12 protein-coding genes are annotated in these 14,305 nt (G+C 61.2%); 8 read left to right on the top strand and 4 right to left on the bottom strand.

The features are described from left to right. Window positions 1-3 precede the first annotated feature (3 nt). Window positions 4-999: an aldo/keto reductase gene (locus SB822_RS39465; protein WP_410857184.1), complete on the bottom strand. Its 996-nt coding sequence runs from the start codon at window positions 997-999 to the stop codon at window positions 4-6. 220 nt (window positions 1,000-1,219) lie between these two features. Between SB822_RS39465 and SB822_RS39460 the strand changes: the two genes are divergently transcribed. The 3 genes from SB822_RS39460 (at window position 1,220) to SB822_RS39450 (ending at window position 4,840) form a co-directional block, all read left to right on the top strand. After that, window positions 1,220-1,816 carry a lipocalin family protein gene (locus SB822_RS39460; protein ID WP_410857183.1) on the top strand — a complete coding sequence of 199 codons (597 nt, stop codon included), beginning with the start codon at window positions 1,220-1,222 and terminating at the stop codon, window positions 1,814-1,816. 295 nt (window positions 1,817-2,111) lie between these two features. Then, a complete protein-coding gene (locus tag SB822_RS39455; RefSeq protein WP_410857182.1) occupies window positions 2,112-3,713 on the top strand; it encodes a hybrid sensor histidine kinase/response regulator in 1,602 nt (533 codons plus the stop codon). 167 nt (window positions 3,714-3,880) lie between these two features. Then, a complete protein-coding gene (locus tag SB822_RS39450; RefSeq protein ID WP_410857181.1) occupies window positions 3,881-4,840 on the top strand; it encodes a sensor domain-containing diguanylate cyclase in 960 nt (319 codons plus the stop codon). 46 nt (window positions 4,841-4,886) lie between these two features. Here the strand turns inward: SB822_RS39450 and SB822_RS39445 are convergent, their stop codons facing one another. After that, window positions 4,887-5,882, bottom strand: a complete 996-nt coding sequence (locus SB822_RS39445) for a MerR family transcriptional regulator (protein ID WP_410857180.1) — start codon at window positions 5,880-5,882, stop codon at window positions 4,887-4,889. Between the two features lie 291 nt (window positions 5,883-6,173). Then, on the bottom strand, window positions 6,174-7,202 hold the full coding sequence (locus SB822_RS39440) for a LacI family DNA-binding transcriptional regulator (RefSeq protein WP_410857179.1): 1,029 nt from the start codon (window positions 7,200-7,202) through the stop codon (window positions 6,174-6,176). Between the two features lie 227 nt (window positions 7,203-7,429). Between SB822_RS39440 and SB822_RS39435 the strand changes: the two genes are divergently transcribed. From SB822_RS39435 to SB822_RS39415, 5 genes are all read left to right on the top strand, one after another. Next, window positions 7,430-8,581, top strand: a complete 1,152-nt coding sequence (locus SB822_RS39435; RefSeq protein ID WP_007737741.1) for an ABC transporter ATP-binding protein — start codon at window positions 7,430-7,432, stop codon at window positions 8,579-8,581. 15 nt (window positions 8,582-8,596) lie between these two features. Next, on the top strand, window positions 8,597-10,588 hold the full coding sequence (locus tag SB822_RS39430) for a beta-galactosidase (RefSeq protein ID WP_090838330.1): 1,992 nt from the start codon (window positions 8,597-8,599) through the stop codon (window positions 10,586-10,588). A 58-nt stretch (window positions 10,589-10,646) separates the two neighbouring features. Then, entirely contained in the window at window positions 10,647-11,912 is a 1,266-nt protein-coding gene (locus SB822_RS39425) for an ABC transporter substrate-binding protein (protein ID WP_079486743.1), read from the top strand. 81 nt (window positions 11,913-11,993) lie between these two features. Beyond that, window positions 11,994-12,947, top strand: a complete 954-nt coding sequence (locus SB822_RS39420; protein ID WP_007737738.1) for a carbohydrate ABC transporter permease — start codon at window positions 11,994-11,996, stop codon at window positions 12,945-12,947. Between the two features lie 12 nt (window positions 12,948-12,959). Then, complete coding sequence (locus SB822_RS39415; RefSeq protein ID WP_007589119.1) at window positions 12,960-13,811, top strand: carbohydrate ABC transporter permease; 852 nt, start codon at window positions 12,960-12,962, stop codon at window positions 13,809-13,811. A gap of 78 nt (window positions 13,812-13,889) precedes the next feature. On the opposite strand, the gene SB822_RS39410 is transcribed toward SB822_RS39415, so the two are convergent. Continuing rightward, window positions 13,890-14,192 (bottom strand): hypothetical protein, encoded by a 303-nt coding sequence (locus SB822_RS39410; protein WP_229513477.1) that lies wholly within the window; start codon window positions 14,190-14,192, stop codon window positions 13,890-13,892. Window positions 14,193-14,305 lie beyond the last annotated feature (113 nt).

Genomic DNA, 14,305 nt, shown 5'->3' with positions numbered 1-14,305 from the left:
CGCTCAGCGCGGCGCATCGCCCCAGCGGTATTCGACGGTCGCCTCGTCGAGCTGCTTCTTGATCTCGGGGTCGAGCGCCAGGTCGACTGCGGCAAGCGAGTCGTTCAACTGCTCGACACGGCTCGCGCCGATGATCGCCGACGTGATGGTGGGGTTCGCGAGCACCCATGCAATCGCCGTCTTCGTCATCGGTTCGCCCGTTTTCGCGTTGATCTCGCGCAGTGTCTCGATGGTCTTGAATTCGCGCTCGTGCCAGTAGCGCTCCGAGTACATCTCACCTGCCTTGCCGACCGTCTCCGTGAAGCGTCCGTCCGCGGGCTTCGCGTCGTGTCGATGCTTGCCCGTCAGCAGGCCGCCCGCAAGCGGGTTATAGGGAATCACGGCCAGGCCTTCTTCGTCAGCGAGCGGCAGCAATTCGCGTTCGATCTGACGGAACAGCAGGTTGTAGCGCGGCTGCACGGACACGAATCGCGCGGTACGCAATACGTCGGAGCGTCCGAGCATGCGCGCGAGCCGGTACGCCAGATAGTTCGAGACGCCGATATAGCGCGCCTTGCCCGAGCGCACGATCACGTCGAGCGCTTCGAGTGTTTCGTCGAGCGGCGTTTCGCGGTCGTCGGAATGCAGCTGGTACAGATCGACGTAATCGGTGTTCAGGCGGCGCAGCGAATCGTCGATGGCGTCGAGCAGATGCTTGCGCGATGCGCCCTGATTCCACGCATGCGGACCGACCTTGCCGACGGCTTTGGTCGCGAGAATGAAGCGGTCGCGCTTGCCCTTGAGCCAGCGTCCGATGATTTCCTCGGTGCGCCCCGCAAGGTTTTCATCGCCGCCTAGCGGATAGACATCGGCCGTATCGATGAAATTCACACCGGCGTCTGTCGCCTTGTCGAGAATGCCATGCGATACGTCTTCTTCGGTTTGCAAACCGAAAGTCATCGTACCGAGACACAAACGCGAGACAGTAAGACCAGTATGGCCGAATTTGCGGTATTGCATGATCGACTCCGCGAGAAGGAAACTATAAGAGGTTGAGTGCAGCGGGATGGAAATGCAGAAGAGAGAGCATAGCGGCTATTGCGAATCTGCGTCTCGGGGTTGCCGTCAAGCATTCATTGCGCTGACACCGTATTGCGCTTTGCTGGAAAACTTTCAGACGCGTAAGGTCTAAACGGCTTTGTCACCGGGTCGAGGTTTCATATCCGGGAGGTTGATACCGATGAGTGTCGAACAAAACGTCAGTCAGGAGATCGAGCACAGCAGTTCTCACGCGCGCGCTGTCATTGCCGGCGCGGCGGTCGTCGCAGTGGGTTTGCTGGTTGCGTGTGCGATCATCATCAGAAGGAAAAAAGGCAATGCGCGCGTGCCCGAGCCGGCAAAAAGCGTCGACGTGGACCGCTATACGGGGCGCTGGTACGAGTTCGCGCGCTACGACAATCATTTCGAACGAGGCCGCGATTTCGTCACGGCGGACTACGCGAAGCGCGACGACGGCTTGATCAGCGTGATCAACGCGGGCCGCGAGGGCGGTGCTGATGGACTGCGGCGCATCGCGCGTGGCAAGGCGCGTGTGGTCCCCGAGTCGGACAACACAAAGCTCAAAGTATCGTTCTTCGGGCCGTTCTATGTCGGCGACTACTGGGTGCTCGATCATGCCGACGACTACGGCTGGTCGATCGTCGGCGAACCGAGCGGCACGTATCTGTGGATACTCACCCGTGAGGCGAAGCCCGCTGTCGAACTGCAACGCGCGCTGCTGGAACGGGTTCGCGCACTAGGCTATGACCTGTCGATGCTGCGCCGGACGCAGCAGTAAAGATAGTTTGAAAATTTTTCTATCCGCTTTTCCTTTTGCTAAATCACGCATCGCTTACCCGGCATTTCCAGTGACGCATGGCGGCTTTGCGCGGTAACTCTTCCCTTCTATTCGTGAGCGTTTGCGCAAATACTGCCGCATTTTCGTGTCGGCATGAATTTCGCACTGACGGACGCCATGCAATTCCGCATCGCTCTGCGCAGACCGATGCGGCTTCTCAAACCGGAGTGTGATTGCCCACGTAAAGAGTCGAGCGAAACAACCGTGGCTGTCGCACCTTATTGCGTCAAATGCCATGGATACCAACCGTACACTCACAACCATTCGAAGCGGCGCGCATCAGATCACCGACCATCGGGACGATATCTTCTTTGCCGCCGTATCGACGACACGCATGCCGATGGTCGTCACCGATCCGAACCTGCCCGACAACCCCGTGATCTTCGCGAACCATGCGTTCTTGCGCATGACGGGCTATGAGCTGCCGGAGATCATCGGCACCAACTGCCGTTTTCTGCAAGGGCCGGAGACGGATCGCGCGACCATCGACGAGGTGCGGGACGCCGTCGCGCATCGCCGCGAAATCGCGACGGAGATTCTCAACTATCGCAAGGACGGCTCGACGTTCTGGAACGCGCTCTTCATTTCGCCCGTCTTCAACGAGCAAGGCGAACTGGTGTATTTCTTCGGCTCGCAACTGGACGTGAGCCGTCGCCGCGACGCAGAGGACGCGCTGCATCAGGCGCAGAAGATGGAGGCGCTCGGGCAGCTGACGGGCGGCATAGCGCACGACTTCAACAACCTGCTGCAGGTGATGGCGGGTTATGTGGATGTGCTGCAAATGGGCATCGAAGGTAATGCGCAAGGCCCGGTGATGGCACAAAGCCTCGATCGCATACGCGGCGCGGTCGCCAAAGCCACGACGCTGACACAACAGCTGCTCGCGTTTGCGCGCAAGCAGAAGCTCGTGGGGCGCCCAGTCAATCTGAACACGCTCGCGGACAGCATGGTCGAACTCGCGCGGCGCACGCTTGGCGAGAACGTTTCTCTGAAGACCGAATATGAGGATGGCCTCGGCAATTGCCGCGTCGATTCGACCCAGCTCGAAGTCGCATTGCTCAACGTGCTGCTCAATGCACGCGACGCGCTTGCAAGCCAGCGCGACGGTGTCGTGACAGTGCGCACGGAGACGGTCGAACTGGAGCAGCAGGCGATGGTCGGATTCGCTGACCTGCGGACCGGCCGCTACGTGAGCATTGCGATCTCCGACAACGGCTGCGGCATCCCGCCTGAGATTCTCGACCGGGTGATGGACCCGTTCTTCACGACCAAGGACGAAGGCAAGGGAACGGGCCTCGGGTTGTCGATGGTATATGGCTTCGCGAAGCAGTCGGGCGGCGCCGTGAACCTGTATTCGGAACCGGGCGTCGGCACCACGTTGCGGCTGTATTTCCCGGCTGTGGAAGGCAATGCGCTGCGTCGTCCGTCCGCACCGAAGGCGATCGAAAAGGCGGGCAACGAAACGATACTGATCGTCGACGACCGCGTCGAAGTGGCGGAAGTCGCACAGGCGATGCTCGAGCAGATCGGCTACCGCACGCGCGTCGTGCTGAACACGAAAGAGGCGATGGAGATTTTGCAGGACGGCACGACTGTCGACCTGCTGTTCACCGACCACATCATGCCGGGCAACATGAACGGCGTGATGCTCGCGCGCGAGGCGCGGCGCCTGCAACTGAAGATCAAGGTGCTGCTGACGACGGGCTATGCCGATGCGTCGCTCGAGCGGACCGATGCGAACGGCAGCGAGTTCGACATGATTCACAAGCCGTATCGGCGCGCGGAACTGGCGCGCAAGGTGCGCATCGTATTGAACGGGCCGACAGGTGTCGGTTAGCTTTCAGCCAGGGCAATTACGCATGCATTTGAGTCAACTGAGCAGGGCGTAATTCGTTTCATTTACCGCAGGCTGCGGATAGAATTTGTACCCGGTTCCGTTCAACCTGCGGCGGATCGCGCGGTGGTAATGGAGTATCGCGTGTTCGCGTTTAATCCGGATCTCGAATGCTGCGACCATCAATGCCACATAACGAAAGCGAACGCGTGGAGACGTTGCGTTCGCTTCACATACTCGATACACCGCCGGAAGAACGGTTCGACCGTCTCACGCGACTCGCGCGACGCCTGTTCGGCGTGCCCATTGCGGCCGTCACGCTGGTCGACAGCCATCGCCAGTGGTTCAAGTCGCATCCCGGCATCGATGCTTCGGAAACATCGCGCGATGTGTCTTTCTGCGGCCACGCGATTCTCGACGATGAACTGTTTCTCGTGAACGACGCGTTGCTCGATGTGCGCTTCGCCGACAATCCGCTTGTCACGGGCGACCCGAATATCCGCTTCTACGCGGGCTATCCGCTCACCGTCGACAACGGCAGCCGGCTCGGCACGCTCTGTCTGATCGACGTGAAGCCGCGCGCATTGGACGACGAAGAGCGCGTGCTATTGCGCGATCTTGCACGCATGGCCGAGCAGGAAATCTCCGCCGTGCAACTCGCGACCACGGATGAACTGACGGGCCTGTCGAACCGACGCGGCTTCGAGGCACTCGCGCAGCATGCAATCAGGCTCTGCAAGCGCGCGCAAAAACCCGCGTCGCTGCTGCTCTTCGATCTGAATGGCTTCAAGTATATCAATGACGTGTACGGTCACGCGGAAGGCGACCGTGCGTTGATTGCATTTGCAACGGTATTGCAAACGGCATTGCGCGACAGCGATGTGATCGGACGGTTAGGCGGCGACGAGTTCGTCGTGCTGCTGAGCGACTCGGACGAAGAAGGGACGACGCAGACCATCGCACGTCTCAGACATCAACTGGATGTCCACAGCCAGTCCGCACAGACGCCTTATCAGTTGCATTGCAGCGTGGGCACGGCGACGTATGCGCCGGACAGCCCGCAGAGTATCGACGACCTGCTCGCGCAAGCCGACGGCGCGATGTACGCGAACAAGCGCTCGCAGCGCTGACGTCTGGGCGGTTGCGCAAACGTTTAGCGTAGCCGCTTCTGTTGTATCAGCGCGCTGTCAGCGATTTTTCCAGCGCCCAACGTTCCTCGCGTTCGAGCCTCAGCAGTGCATGCTCGAACATCGCGCGTGCACGGCCCGAAATGTTCGCCAGATACACATGTAGCAGCGCATCGGCGGGCGTGCGCGACGCGCAACTGACGCTGTATTGCTCGAATGCGCTCAACTGCATGATGATGCTCGCAAGATGCTTCGGGCATTCGCACGCGACGGTGGTCGACGCATGCGCCATCGCCATCAAGGTTTCGTCGGAGTAGTGCCGCTGCGGCGCGGGCTCGCGCATGTCCGGCTGCGTGGCGGTTTGTCCCGTCTTGCGCTGGATGTCGCTCATCATATGCGCGATCGATGCCTGATCCAGTGGCTCGCGAATCGTGCGCACGCCGACGCGCTCCAGCAGACTGATCGTATTCGCGGCAGCGAAGGAATACACCACGACGATGTTCTCCGCGTGAGTCGACGCGCTCAACGCGAGCACGCGCTCGACATCGTCCGCGTGCAGCGACGGCAGATGAATGATCAGTACATCGGCCGGCTGGTTCATGCGCTCTGTGAATGCAGCCGTCATGTTCTCGAAGACTTTCGGCTCGCTCGCGAGCTCCGCCTGCATCGCGTGCAGATGCTGGCGGATGGTCTGCGCGAGCGCCGTGCCGACGATGCGCAGCCGCAAGCCCGAGGGTCCTTCCGCGAGCGGCGACACAGGCGTCTTGTCGACGTGCATGAACGCGAGCCGTTCGAGTTCGCCCGTCTGCAAGGTGGCGATTGAGCCGATCGAATAGCCGCGATCGACGAGCCCCTTGATCATCGCGACGCGCCGCACGTCGGCTTCGCTGTACAGGCGATGCCCGGATTGCGTGGTGGGCGGCGCAACGACGCCATATCGTCGCTCCCAGATACGCAGCGTGCCGACGGGGAGATTCGCCATGCGAGCGACGGCCCCGATGCGATAGCGCGGCACGACTTCTGGTTCATCCGCTGTGTTGTTCATGAATCGAAAACCCTTGGGGAAGTCGATTCGAGTCTAACAAGCGCGACGATGATTTGAGGCGGATTTTTTTGTTCAATGATGGCGCAAAGCCGCATAAACAAACGCTCTGCGCAATGCAGGCCTTTGACACGCAAGCCTTTGCGGGTTCTTGTCCTCATTCTGTCCCGCCAATGCGGCACGCGACGCAAACAGTTGCTTGTACTGATTTTGACCAGGATCGAATGGTGCGAGGCCTTTCATGCCCGATCGTGTGACGTATGAGGAAAGCCTCAATTTCGGTGCTGGTATGGGTCAGCGTTTGCATGTCGAACCGCGCACGATCAGCTGCGGCGCCGACGTCACGCACACGCGCGGCGCTTTCTGATGCGCGCCATGTTTGCCCGCTGGCCGCTCGATCAACTCGCGCAGCAAGGACACGGCGAGCTCGGCGGCTTCGACGGTCGGCACGGCGATGGTTGTGAGCGGCGGGCGCGATTGCCGCGCGAGCTGAATGTCGGTGATGCCGACCACGGACAGATCGCGCGGCACGTCGCGCCCGAGATCGGCCGCCGCGTGGATCGTGCCGAGCGCGGGCAGGTCGTTCGTCGCGAAGATGGCGGTCAGCTTAGTGTCGTGCTCCAGCAGATGGCGCGCTGCGGTATAACCGCCCTCCGTCGTATCGGGTGCGTAACGCACGTTTTTCGCGGGCACTTTGAGGCCTGCCTCGCGCATCGCATCGACGAAGCCTTCATAGCGCGATGCGTGAATACCCGAGGGCTTGCTGCCGACAACCGCACCGATGCGCGTATGTCCCAGTTCGATCAGATGCTTCGCGGCAAGCTGGCCCGCAAGACGGAAATCGACAGCGACGCACGGCAAGCCGGGTGGATCGTCGGGACGTTCCCACATGCACAGCACCACGGGTGCGCCGCGCGCTTCCGTTTTGCGCAGATCGTCGAAGTCGAGATTGGCGTTCATCACCAGCACGCCTTCGGAGAGCGTGCCCGCAATCTGCTCCAGATATGCGCGGCCCGCGTGCGGATCTTCATTGGTATTGCAGATGATGACGAAGTGACCGCTGGTGCGTGCCGCGCGCTCGACGGCCAGCGCAAACTCCGGGTAGAACGGGTTCGCGATGCTCGACACCATCAGCGCGATGGTCGGCGCGCGGCCTTCGGCGAGCGCACGCGCCGCGAGGTGCGGACGGTAGTTGAGCGCTTCGACGGCTTCGAGCACGCGCTGACGCGTCTGCTCGCCGACGCGCCCGCGATTGCGCAGCACGTTCGAAACGGTGGCCGACGTGACGCCGGCGCGCCGCGCGACTTCGCTCAAAGTGGACATGTTTCGCAACGCTTATTCAATATGTGGGACTCGCGTTCATCATTTGCATTGGCTACGAAGGCGGGGCACCATGCGCAAAACGACAGAACGAATTATCGGAGACAGCCTTACACGGCCAACCAATGGCCTTCAGAAGGGCCAGCGATCGCAATGCGGTCGTTTTTTCGGCCGTTCAGATTAAGCGCTTAATCTCCGCTTCGGGCTGATTAAATCACGGAGTCGAAGCGATGGCGAGCATTTCGTTGAAGGGCGTGCAGAAGGCGTATGGAGACAACGCGCCCGTGATCCGCAACGTCGATCTGGAGATCGGCGAAAACGAGTTTTGTGTGTTCCTCGGCCCGTCGGGCTGCGGCAAGTCCACGTTGCTGCGCATGATCGCGGGTCTTGAAGACGTGACGGACGGCGACCTGTCGATCGGCGGTCGCATCGTCAATGACGTGGCCGCAGCCGAACGCGGCGTCGCGATGGTGTTCCAGAGCTACGCGCTGTTTCCGCACATGAGCGTCTACGAGAACATGGCCTTCGGCCTCAAGCTCGCGAAGAAGCCGAAGGCGGAAATCGACAGCAAGGTGAAGGAAGCGGCACGGATCCTGCAACTTGAAGCGCTGCTCGACCGCAAGCCGCGCGCATTGTCGGGTGGGCAGCGCCAGCGTGTCGCGATTGGCCGCGCGATCGTGCGCGAGCCAGGCGTGTTTCTGTTCGACGAGCCCTTATCCAATCTCGACGCGACGTTGCGCGGCCAGACGCGAATCGAAATCGCGCGTCTGCACAAACAGTTCGCAACCGCGAGCGTCGTCTACGTGACGCACGATCAGACAGAAGCGATGACGCTCGCCGACAAGATCGTGCTGCTGCATTCGGGCAAGGATACGGAGCGCTACGGCAGCATTGCGCAGATCGGTGCGCCGCTGGAGTTGTATCACCGGCCCAACAGCCGCTTCGTCGCGGGCTTCATCGGCTCGCCGCGCATGAACTTCCTGCCTGGCAGAGTCACGGCGATCGACGCGCAAGGCGTCGACGTCACGCTCGACCACACCAACGAAACGCTGCGCGTCGAAGTCGACGGCAGCACCTTGCAAGGCGGGCAGCCCGTGACGCTCGGCGTACGCCCGGAACATCTCGAACTCGTCACGGACGATGCATCACGACGTGATGCAACGCTCGCGCGCACCATTTCGCTGATCGAGCATCTTGGCGAGCATAGCTACGTGCATCTGGAGCAGCCAGGCGGCGCCGTGCTGATCGCGAAGGTGCCGGGCAACGCCCGCGTCGAACAGGGCGAGCGCGTGGTATTCGCCGCGCCCGCCCGTGCCTGCCATCTTTTCACTGAAGACGGATTCGCCGTGAAGGCGCTCAACTCCGTCGAACACTACGCATAAATAAGGGACATGCGCATGCGCCTTGGAGTCTGTTACTACCCGGAGCACTGGCCGGAATCGATGTGGAAAGACGACGCGCGCCGTATGAAGGCGCTCGGCATCGAGCAGGTGCGAATCGCGGAATTTGCATGGAGCCGTATCGAGCCGTCGCCGGGCGAATACGATTGGGGCTGGCTTGATCGCGCGATCGACGTGCTCGGCGACGCGGGTTTGCAGGTCGTCATGTGCACGCCGACGGCGACGCCGCCGAAGTGGCTGATCGACCGTCATCCCGACATTCTGCCCGTGGGCGCGGATGGACGTCCGCGCGCATTCGGCTCGCGCCGTCATTACGATTTCTCGTCGCCGTCGTATTTCGAAGCGTCGCGCAAGATCTGCACGGCGGTCGCGGAGCGTTACGGCAAGCATCCTGCCGTCGCTTACTGGCAGACAGATAACGAATTCGGCTGCCACAACACGGTGGTCAGCTATTCGCTCGCTGCCGTCGCGCGGTTTCGCGTGTGGCTCAAGGAGCGTTATCAGAACGTCGACGCATTGAACCGCGCGTGGGGCACCGTGTTCTGGAGCATGGAGTACCGCAGTTTCGACGAAATCGATGCGCCCGTTGCCACCGTCACGGAAGCGCATCCGTCGCATCGGCTCGATTACCGGCGGTTCGCGTCGGATGAAGTCGTGCGCTATAACCGCATGCAGGTCGAGATCATCCGTGCGCATTCGCCGGGCCGGCCTGTTGCGCACAACTTCATGCAACTGTTCACCGAGTTCGATCACTACAAGGTCGCGCGCGATCTCGACGTGGCCACGTGGGACAGCTATCCGCTCGGCGCGCTCGAAGAGCAGTGGTACGCGCCGGAGATCAAGGCGAAGTTCCTGCGGACCGGGCATCCCGACTTTGCTTCGTTCAACCATGACGTGTATCGCGGTATGTCGAAGCTGCCGTTCTGGGTGATGGAGCAGCAACCGGGTCCCGTGAACTGGGCGCACTGGAATCCCGCGCCGCTGCCGGGCATGGTGCGTCTGTGGAGCTGGGAAGCGTTCGCGCACGGCGCGGGCTGCGTGTCGTACTTCAGATGGCGTCAGGCGCCGTTCGCGCAGGAACAGATGCATGCGGGGCTGAACACGCCCGACAATCGCCTCGACATCGGCGGCAGCGAAGCGGAACAGGTTGCGCACGAGATCGCAAAGGTGTCGGCAGCCGATGCCGACGCGAACGCGAATGTGCGCAGCAAGGTCGCGCTGATCTACGACTACGAAGCCAAGTGGCTCTTTGAAATTCATCCGCAGGGCGCGGACTTTCATTACCCGCGCTTCGCGTTCGAGTACTACTCAGCGCTGCGCTCGCTCGGCTTCGACGTCGATGTGATTCCCGCCGATGCGCCGCTCGACGGCTACGCGATGATCGTCGTGCCGCCGTTGCCCGTCGTGCCTGGCGACTTCGCGGTGCGGCTCGCCGCATCGGGCGCGCAGATCGTGCTCGGTCCGCGCACCGGCTCGAAGACGCCTGATCTGCAGATTCCCGCGAACCTGCCGCCGGGCGCGCTCGCATCATTGCTGCCCATCCGCGTATGGCGCGTCGAATCGATGCGGCCGAACGTGACTGAGCCGGTGCACGTCAATGGCGCGGGCGATGGACTGCGCGAAGGTCAGGCGCGCCACTGGCGCGATCTGATCGATGCCGCCGACGAACGCAGCTTCGGTGTGCGCGCGCGTTTTGCCGACGGTCATCCCGCGTATGTGCAGCACGGTTCCGTGCATTACTTCGCGAGCCTGTTCGACGATCGCCTGACGGAGTCGCTGTTTGCTCGCATCGCGACGGAAGCGGGTCTCACGCCGACGCCGTTGGGCGACAGCGTGCGTATCAGCCGGCGCGGCAAGCTTACGTATGTTTTCAACTATACGAATGCGCGACACGTGATCGAAGGTATCGATGCATCGCGTTTCGTGATCGGTGCGCATGAAGTCGAGCCGCAAGGCGTCGCGGCTTATCGTACTGAATGTACGGAATAACTTCGCAACGTAGCAGTGATCCCAGCAGGTTAGAACCAGGACACAAGGAGACAGGAAGATGACAGCAAGAAAATTCAACGCACGCACCGCAATTGCAGCGGCCGCCCTCGCAGTCGCCGCAGCCGTTTCGCCGTTCGCGGCGACGACGGCGGAAGCGGGCACGATGACGATCAACATCGCGTTCAAAGGCGCAAGCCAGCGCGCGGTGTGGCAATCGGTGATCGACGACTTCAAGAAGGCGCATCCCGACATCGACGTGAAGGCGTCGTTCGTCGATGAGGAAGCGTACAAGGTGCAGTTGCCGGGCTGGCTGTCGACGGTCGCGCCCGATGTGGTCAACTGGCACAACGGCGAGCGCATGGCGTACTACGCGCGGCGCGGTCTGTTTGAAGACCTGAGCGGTGACTGGAAGAAGAACGGCTGGGACAGCATGTATGCATCGACGAAGGAATCGTCGACGTACAACGGCAAGCAGTACGCGGCGCCGACCGTGTACTACTCGTGGGGCCTGTTCTATCGCAAGGACCTGTTCCAGAAGGCGGGGATCGCATCCGAGCCGAAGACGTGGGACCAGTTGATGGACGCCTGCAAGAAGCTGAAGGCGGCGGGCATTACGCCGTTTGCAGTGGGCGGCCGCGATGCATGGACGCTTGCGGGCTGGTTCGATTATCTCGACCTGCGCATCAACGGCAACGCGTTCCACCAGAAGCTGATGGCGGGCGAAGTGCCGTACACCGATCCGCGTGTGAAGAAGGTCTACACGACGTGGAAGCAGTTGCTCGACGACAAGGACTTTATCGACAACTCGCTCTCGTACGATCTGGATGCGGCGCAACCGTTCCTGTTCCAGGGCAAGGCCGCGATGATGCTGATGGGCACGTTCATCACGGGCGGTTTCCCGCCGAACGTGAAGCCGAACATGAGCTACTTCCAGTTCCCGATCATCGATTCGAACGTGCCGACAGCGGAAGATGGTCCCGTCGAATCGCTGCATATTCCGGCCAAGGCCAAGAACAAGGCTGACGCGCACACGTTCCTCGCGTTCGTCGAGACGCCGGAGCAGGGCGCTAAGCTCGCGACGGGTCTTGGCTCGCTGTCGGCGAACAGCAAGTCGCCTGAGCCGGAAGATCCCATTTCGAAGATTGGCTTCCAGATTCTGTCGAACACGAAGGGCGGCATTGCGCAGTTCTACGATCGCGACATGACGAAGGAAATGGCCGACGAAGGGATGAAGGGCATGCAGCAGTTCATCGCTGATCCGACGAAGATCGATGTGATCCTTGCGCAGCTCGAGCAGACGCGCAAGCGCATCTACAAGAAGTAAGGATGTAAGGCAGTGGCGCCGGACGTGCATCGATATGCGCGTCCGGCGCGAAGCAGCAATTTCGTTGCATGGAGAATCGTCGTGTCGCACTCCGTTACACGTCAGGACATCAATGGCACGCCGCCGTCGCAGCCGCAGGCGTCGCCAGCGCCGAGAGCCACGCGCAAGAAGCGTGGACCGTCGCCCACCGCGCGGCGGCAGCGCAAGGCCGCGCTGCTGTTTCTCGCACCCGCGTGCTTCATGGTCGCGGTGTATGTGGTCTGGCCGATCCTGTCGTCGATCTGGCTCAGCTTCTACAACTGGGATGGCATGACCGACAAGGTCTTTGTCGGTCTCGCGAACTACATCGAACTGTTTCAGGCGCCGACTTTCTACACCGCGCTGAAGAACAACCTCATCTGGCTCGTGCTGTTCCTGCTCGCGCCGCCGATGGGGCTCGCCGTCGCGCTCTATCTGAACCAGGCGGTGGCGGGCATACGCGTCGTGAAGTCGCTGTTCTTTGCGCCGTTCGTGTTGTCGGGCGTCGTGGTCGGGTTGATCTTCTCTTGGTTCTACGATCCGACCTTTGGCCTCTTTGCCGTGATACTCGGCCACGGCGTGCCCGTTCTCGGCGACGCGCACTATGCGACGTTCGGCATCATCTTCGCCGCGCTATGGCCGCAGACCGCGTATTGCATGATTCTTTATCTGACGGGTCTGACATCGCTGAACAGCGAGCAGATCGAAGCCGCGCGCATGGAAGGCGCGAAGGGCTGGTCGATGCTGTGGCATGTGGTGCTGCCGCAGTTGCGGCCTGTCACCTTCATGGCCATCGTCGTCACGATAATTGGCGCACTGCGCAGCTTCGACCTGATTTCGGTGATGACGGGCGGCGGGCCATTCGAAAGCTCGACCGTGCTCGCTTATTACATGTACGACCAGGCGATCAAGTATTACCGCATCGGCTATTCGGCATCTATCGCCGTGGTGCTGTTCGCGATCATGCTCGTGTACATCGTCTATCACCTGCGCCGCATGCTGCGCAACGAACAGTAAGGAGCAGACGATATGTACCCGATGCCCGTTGCCAAATGGAAGCCGTTCAACCGGCGGCTGTACAAGCTGACGTTGCCGGTTGCGCTATTGATCTGGCTATTGCCGATGATCGCCGTGCTCGTCACGTCGGTGCGCTCGACGGAAGAACTGAGCGAAGGTAACTACTGGGGCTGGCCGAAGCACATCACGCTCATCGACAACTACCGCGAAGCGCTCACCACGTCGCCGATGCTGCATTACTTCTGGAACAGCGTGCTGATCACGGTGCCTGCCGTGATCGGTTCGATTGCGCTCGCGGCGATGGCGGGCTTCGCACTGGCGATCTACAAGTTTCGCGGCAACACGACGCTCTTCGCGACCTTCGTCGCGGGCAACTTCGTGCCGGTCCAGATCCTGATGATTCCCGTGCGCGATCTGTCGCTGAGCCTTGGTGTGTTCAATACGCTCGGCGCGCTGATTCTCTTTCACGTGTCGTTTCAGACGGGGTTTTGCGCGCTCTTTCTGCGCAACTTCATCAAGCAGTTGCCGTATGAACTGGTCGAGGCGGCGCGTATCGAAGGTGCGAGCGAGTGGACCGTGTTCTTTCGCATCGTGCTGCCGCTGATTCGCCCCGCGCTTGCTGCGCTCGCCATTCTTGTTTTCACGTTCGTCTGGAACGATTACTTCTGGGCGCTGTGCCTCACGCAAGGCGACGACGCCGCGCCGATCACGGTTGGCGTCGCGGCGCTCAAAGGGCAATGGACGACGGCGTGGAATCTCGTGTCGGCCGGTTCGATTCTGGCGGCACTGCCGTCCGTCGCAATGTTCTTCGCGATGCAGAAGCACTTCGTCGCAGGCCTGACGTTTGGCGCGACCAAAGGGTGATGCGTTTTTTTGCTGTTGTCTCCTGGTAGAAGGTTGCCCGCGCAAGCGGGCTTTTTTCTAGGTGCGACGGTCGCGCTGTTACTGGCCCGGCGGAACAGCGGTATGGACACCCGCGAGCGGCGATCCATAGCCGCCCGACTGCGCATTGTTCGGCGTGCCAGTGACGAGTTGCGCGCGCGGATCGGTGGGATTCAGATTCATTTCGCCCGCCTGCTGGTTGCCGTGCGTCGGATATTCACTGCCGCGCGGCGCGTTGGGCATCAGGCGCGTGCTGTTGACGGGCGCGTTCACGTCGTCGTAAGTGGAAAGCCCTTGCGCATTCGATAGCGCGGCGCCGACAGACAGCGCGAGAGCGGTGGTCAACTGAAGCGAAACGATGATCTTGCGCACGATGCACTCCTTGCTCGAAGAACGGCGCGTCCGTCATGAATTGACGAACTACGACGCGGTCCCCTTTATTCCCTCTTAACTATTGGACATCGTATTCGCGAGTT

This window comes from Paraburkholderia sp. SIMBA_054 (genome assembly GCF_046534875.1).
GTDB lineage: Bacteria > Pseudomonadota > Gammaproteobacteria > Burkholderiales > Burkholderiaceae > Paraburkholderia > Paraburkholderia hospita.
Note: the sequence above shows the minus strand (reverse complement) of the source record. Positions and strands in the feature narration are given on the sequence as shown.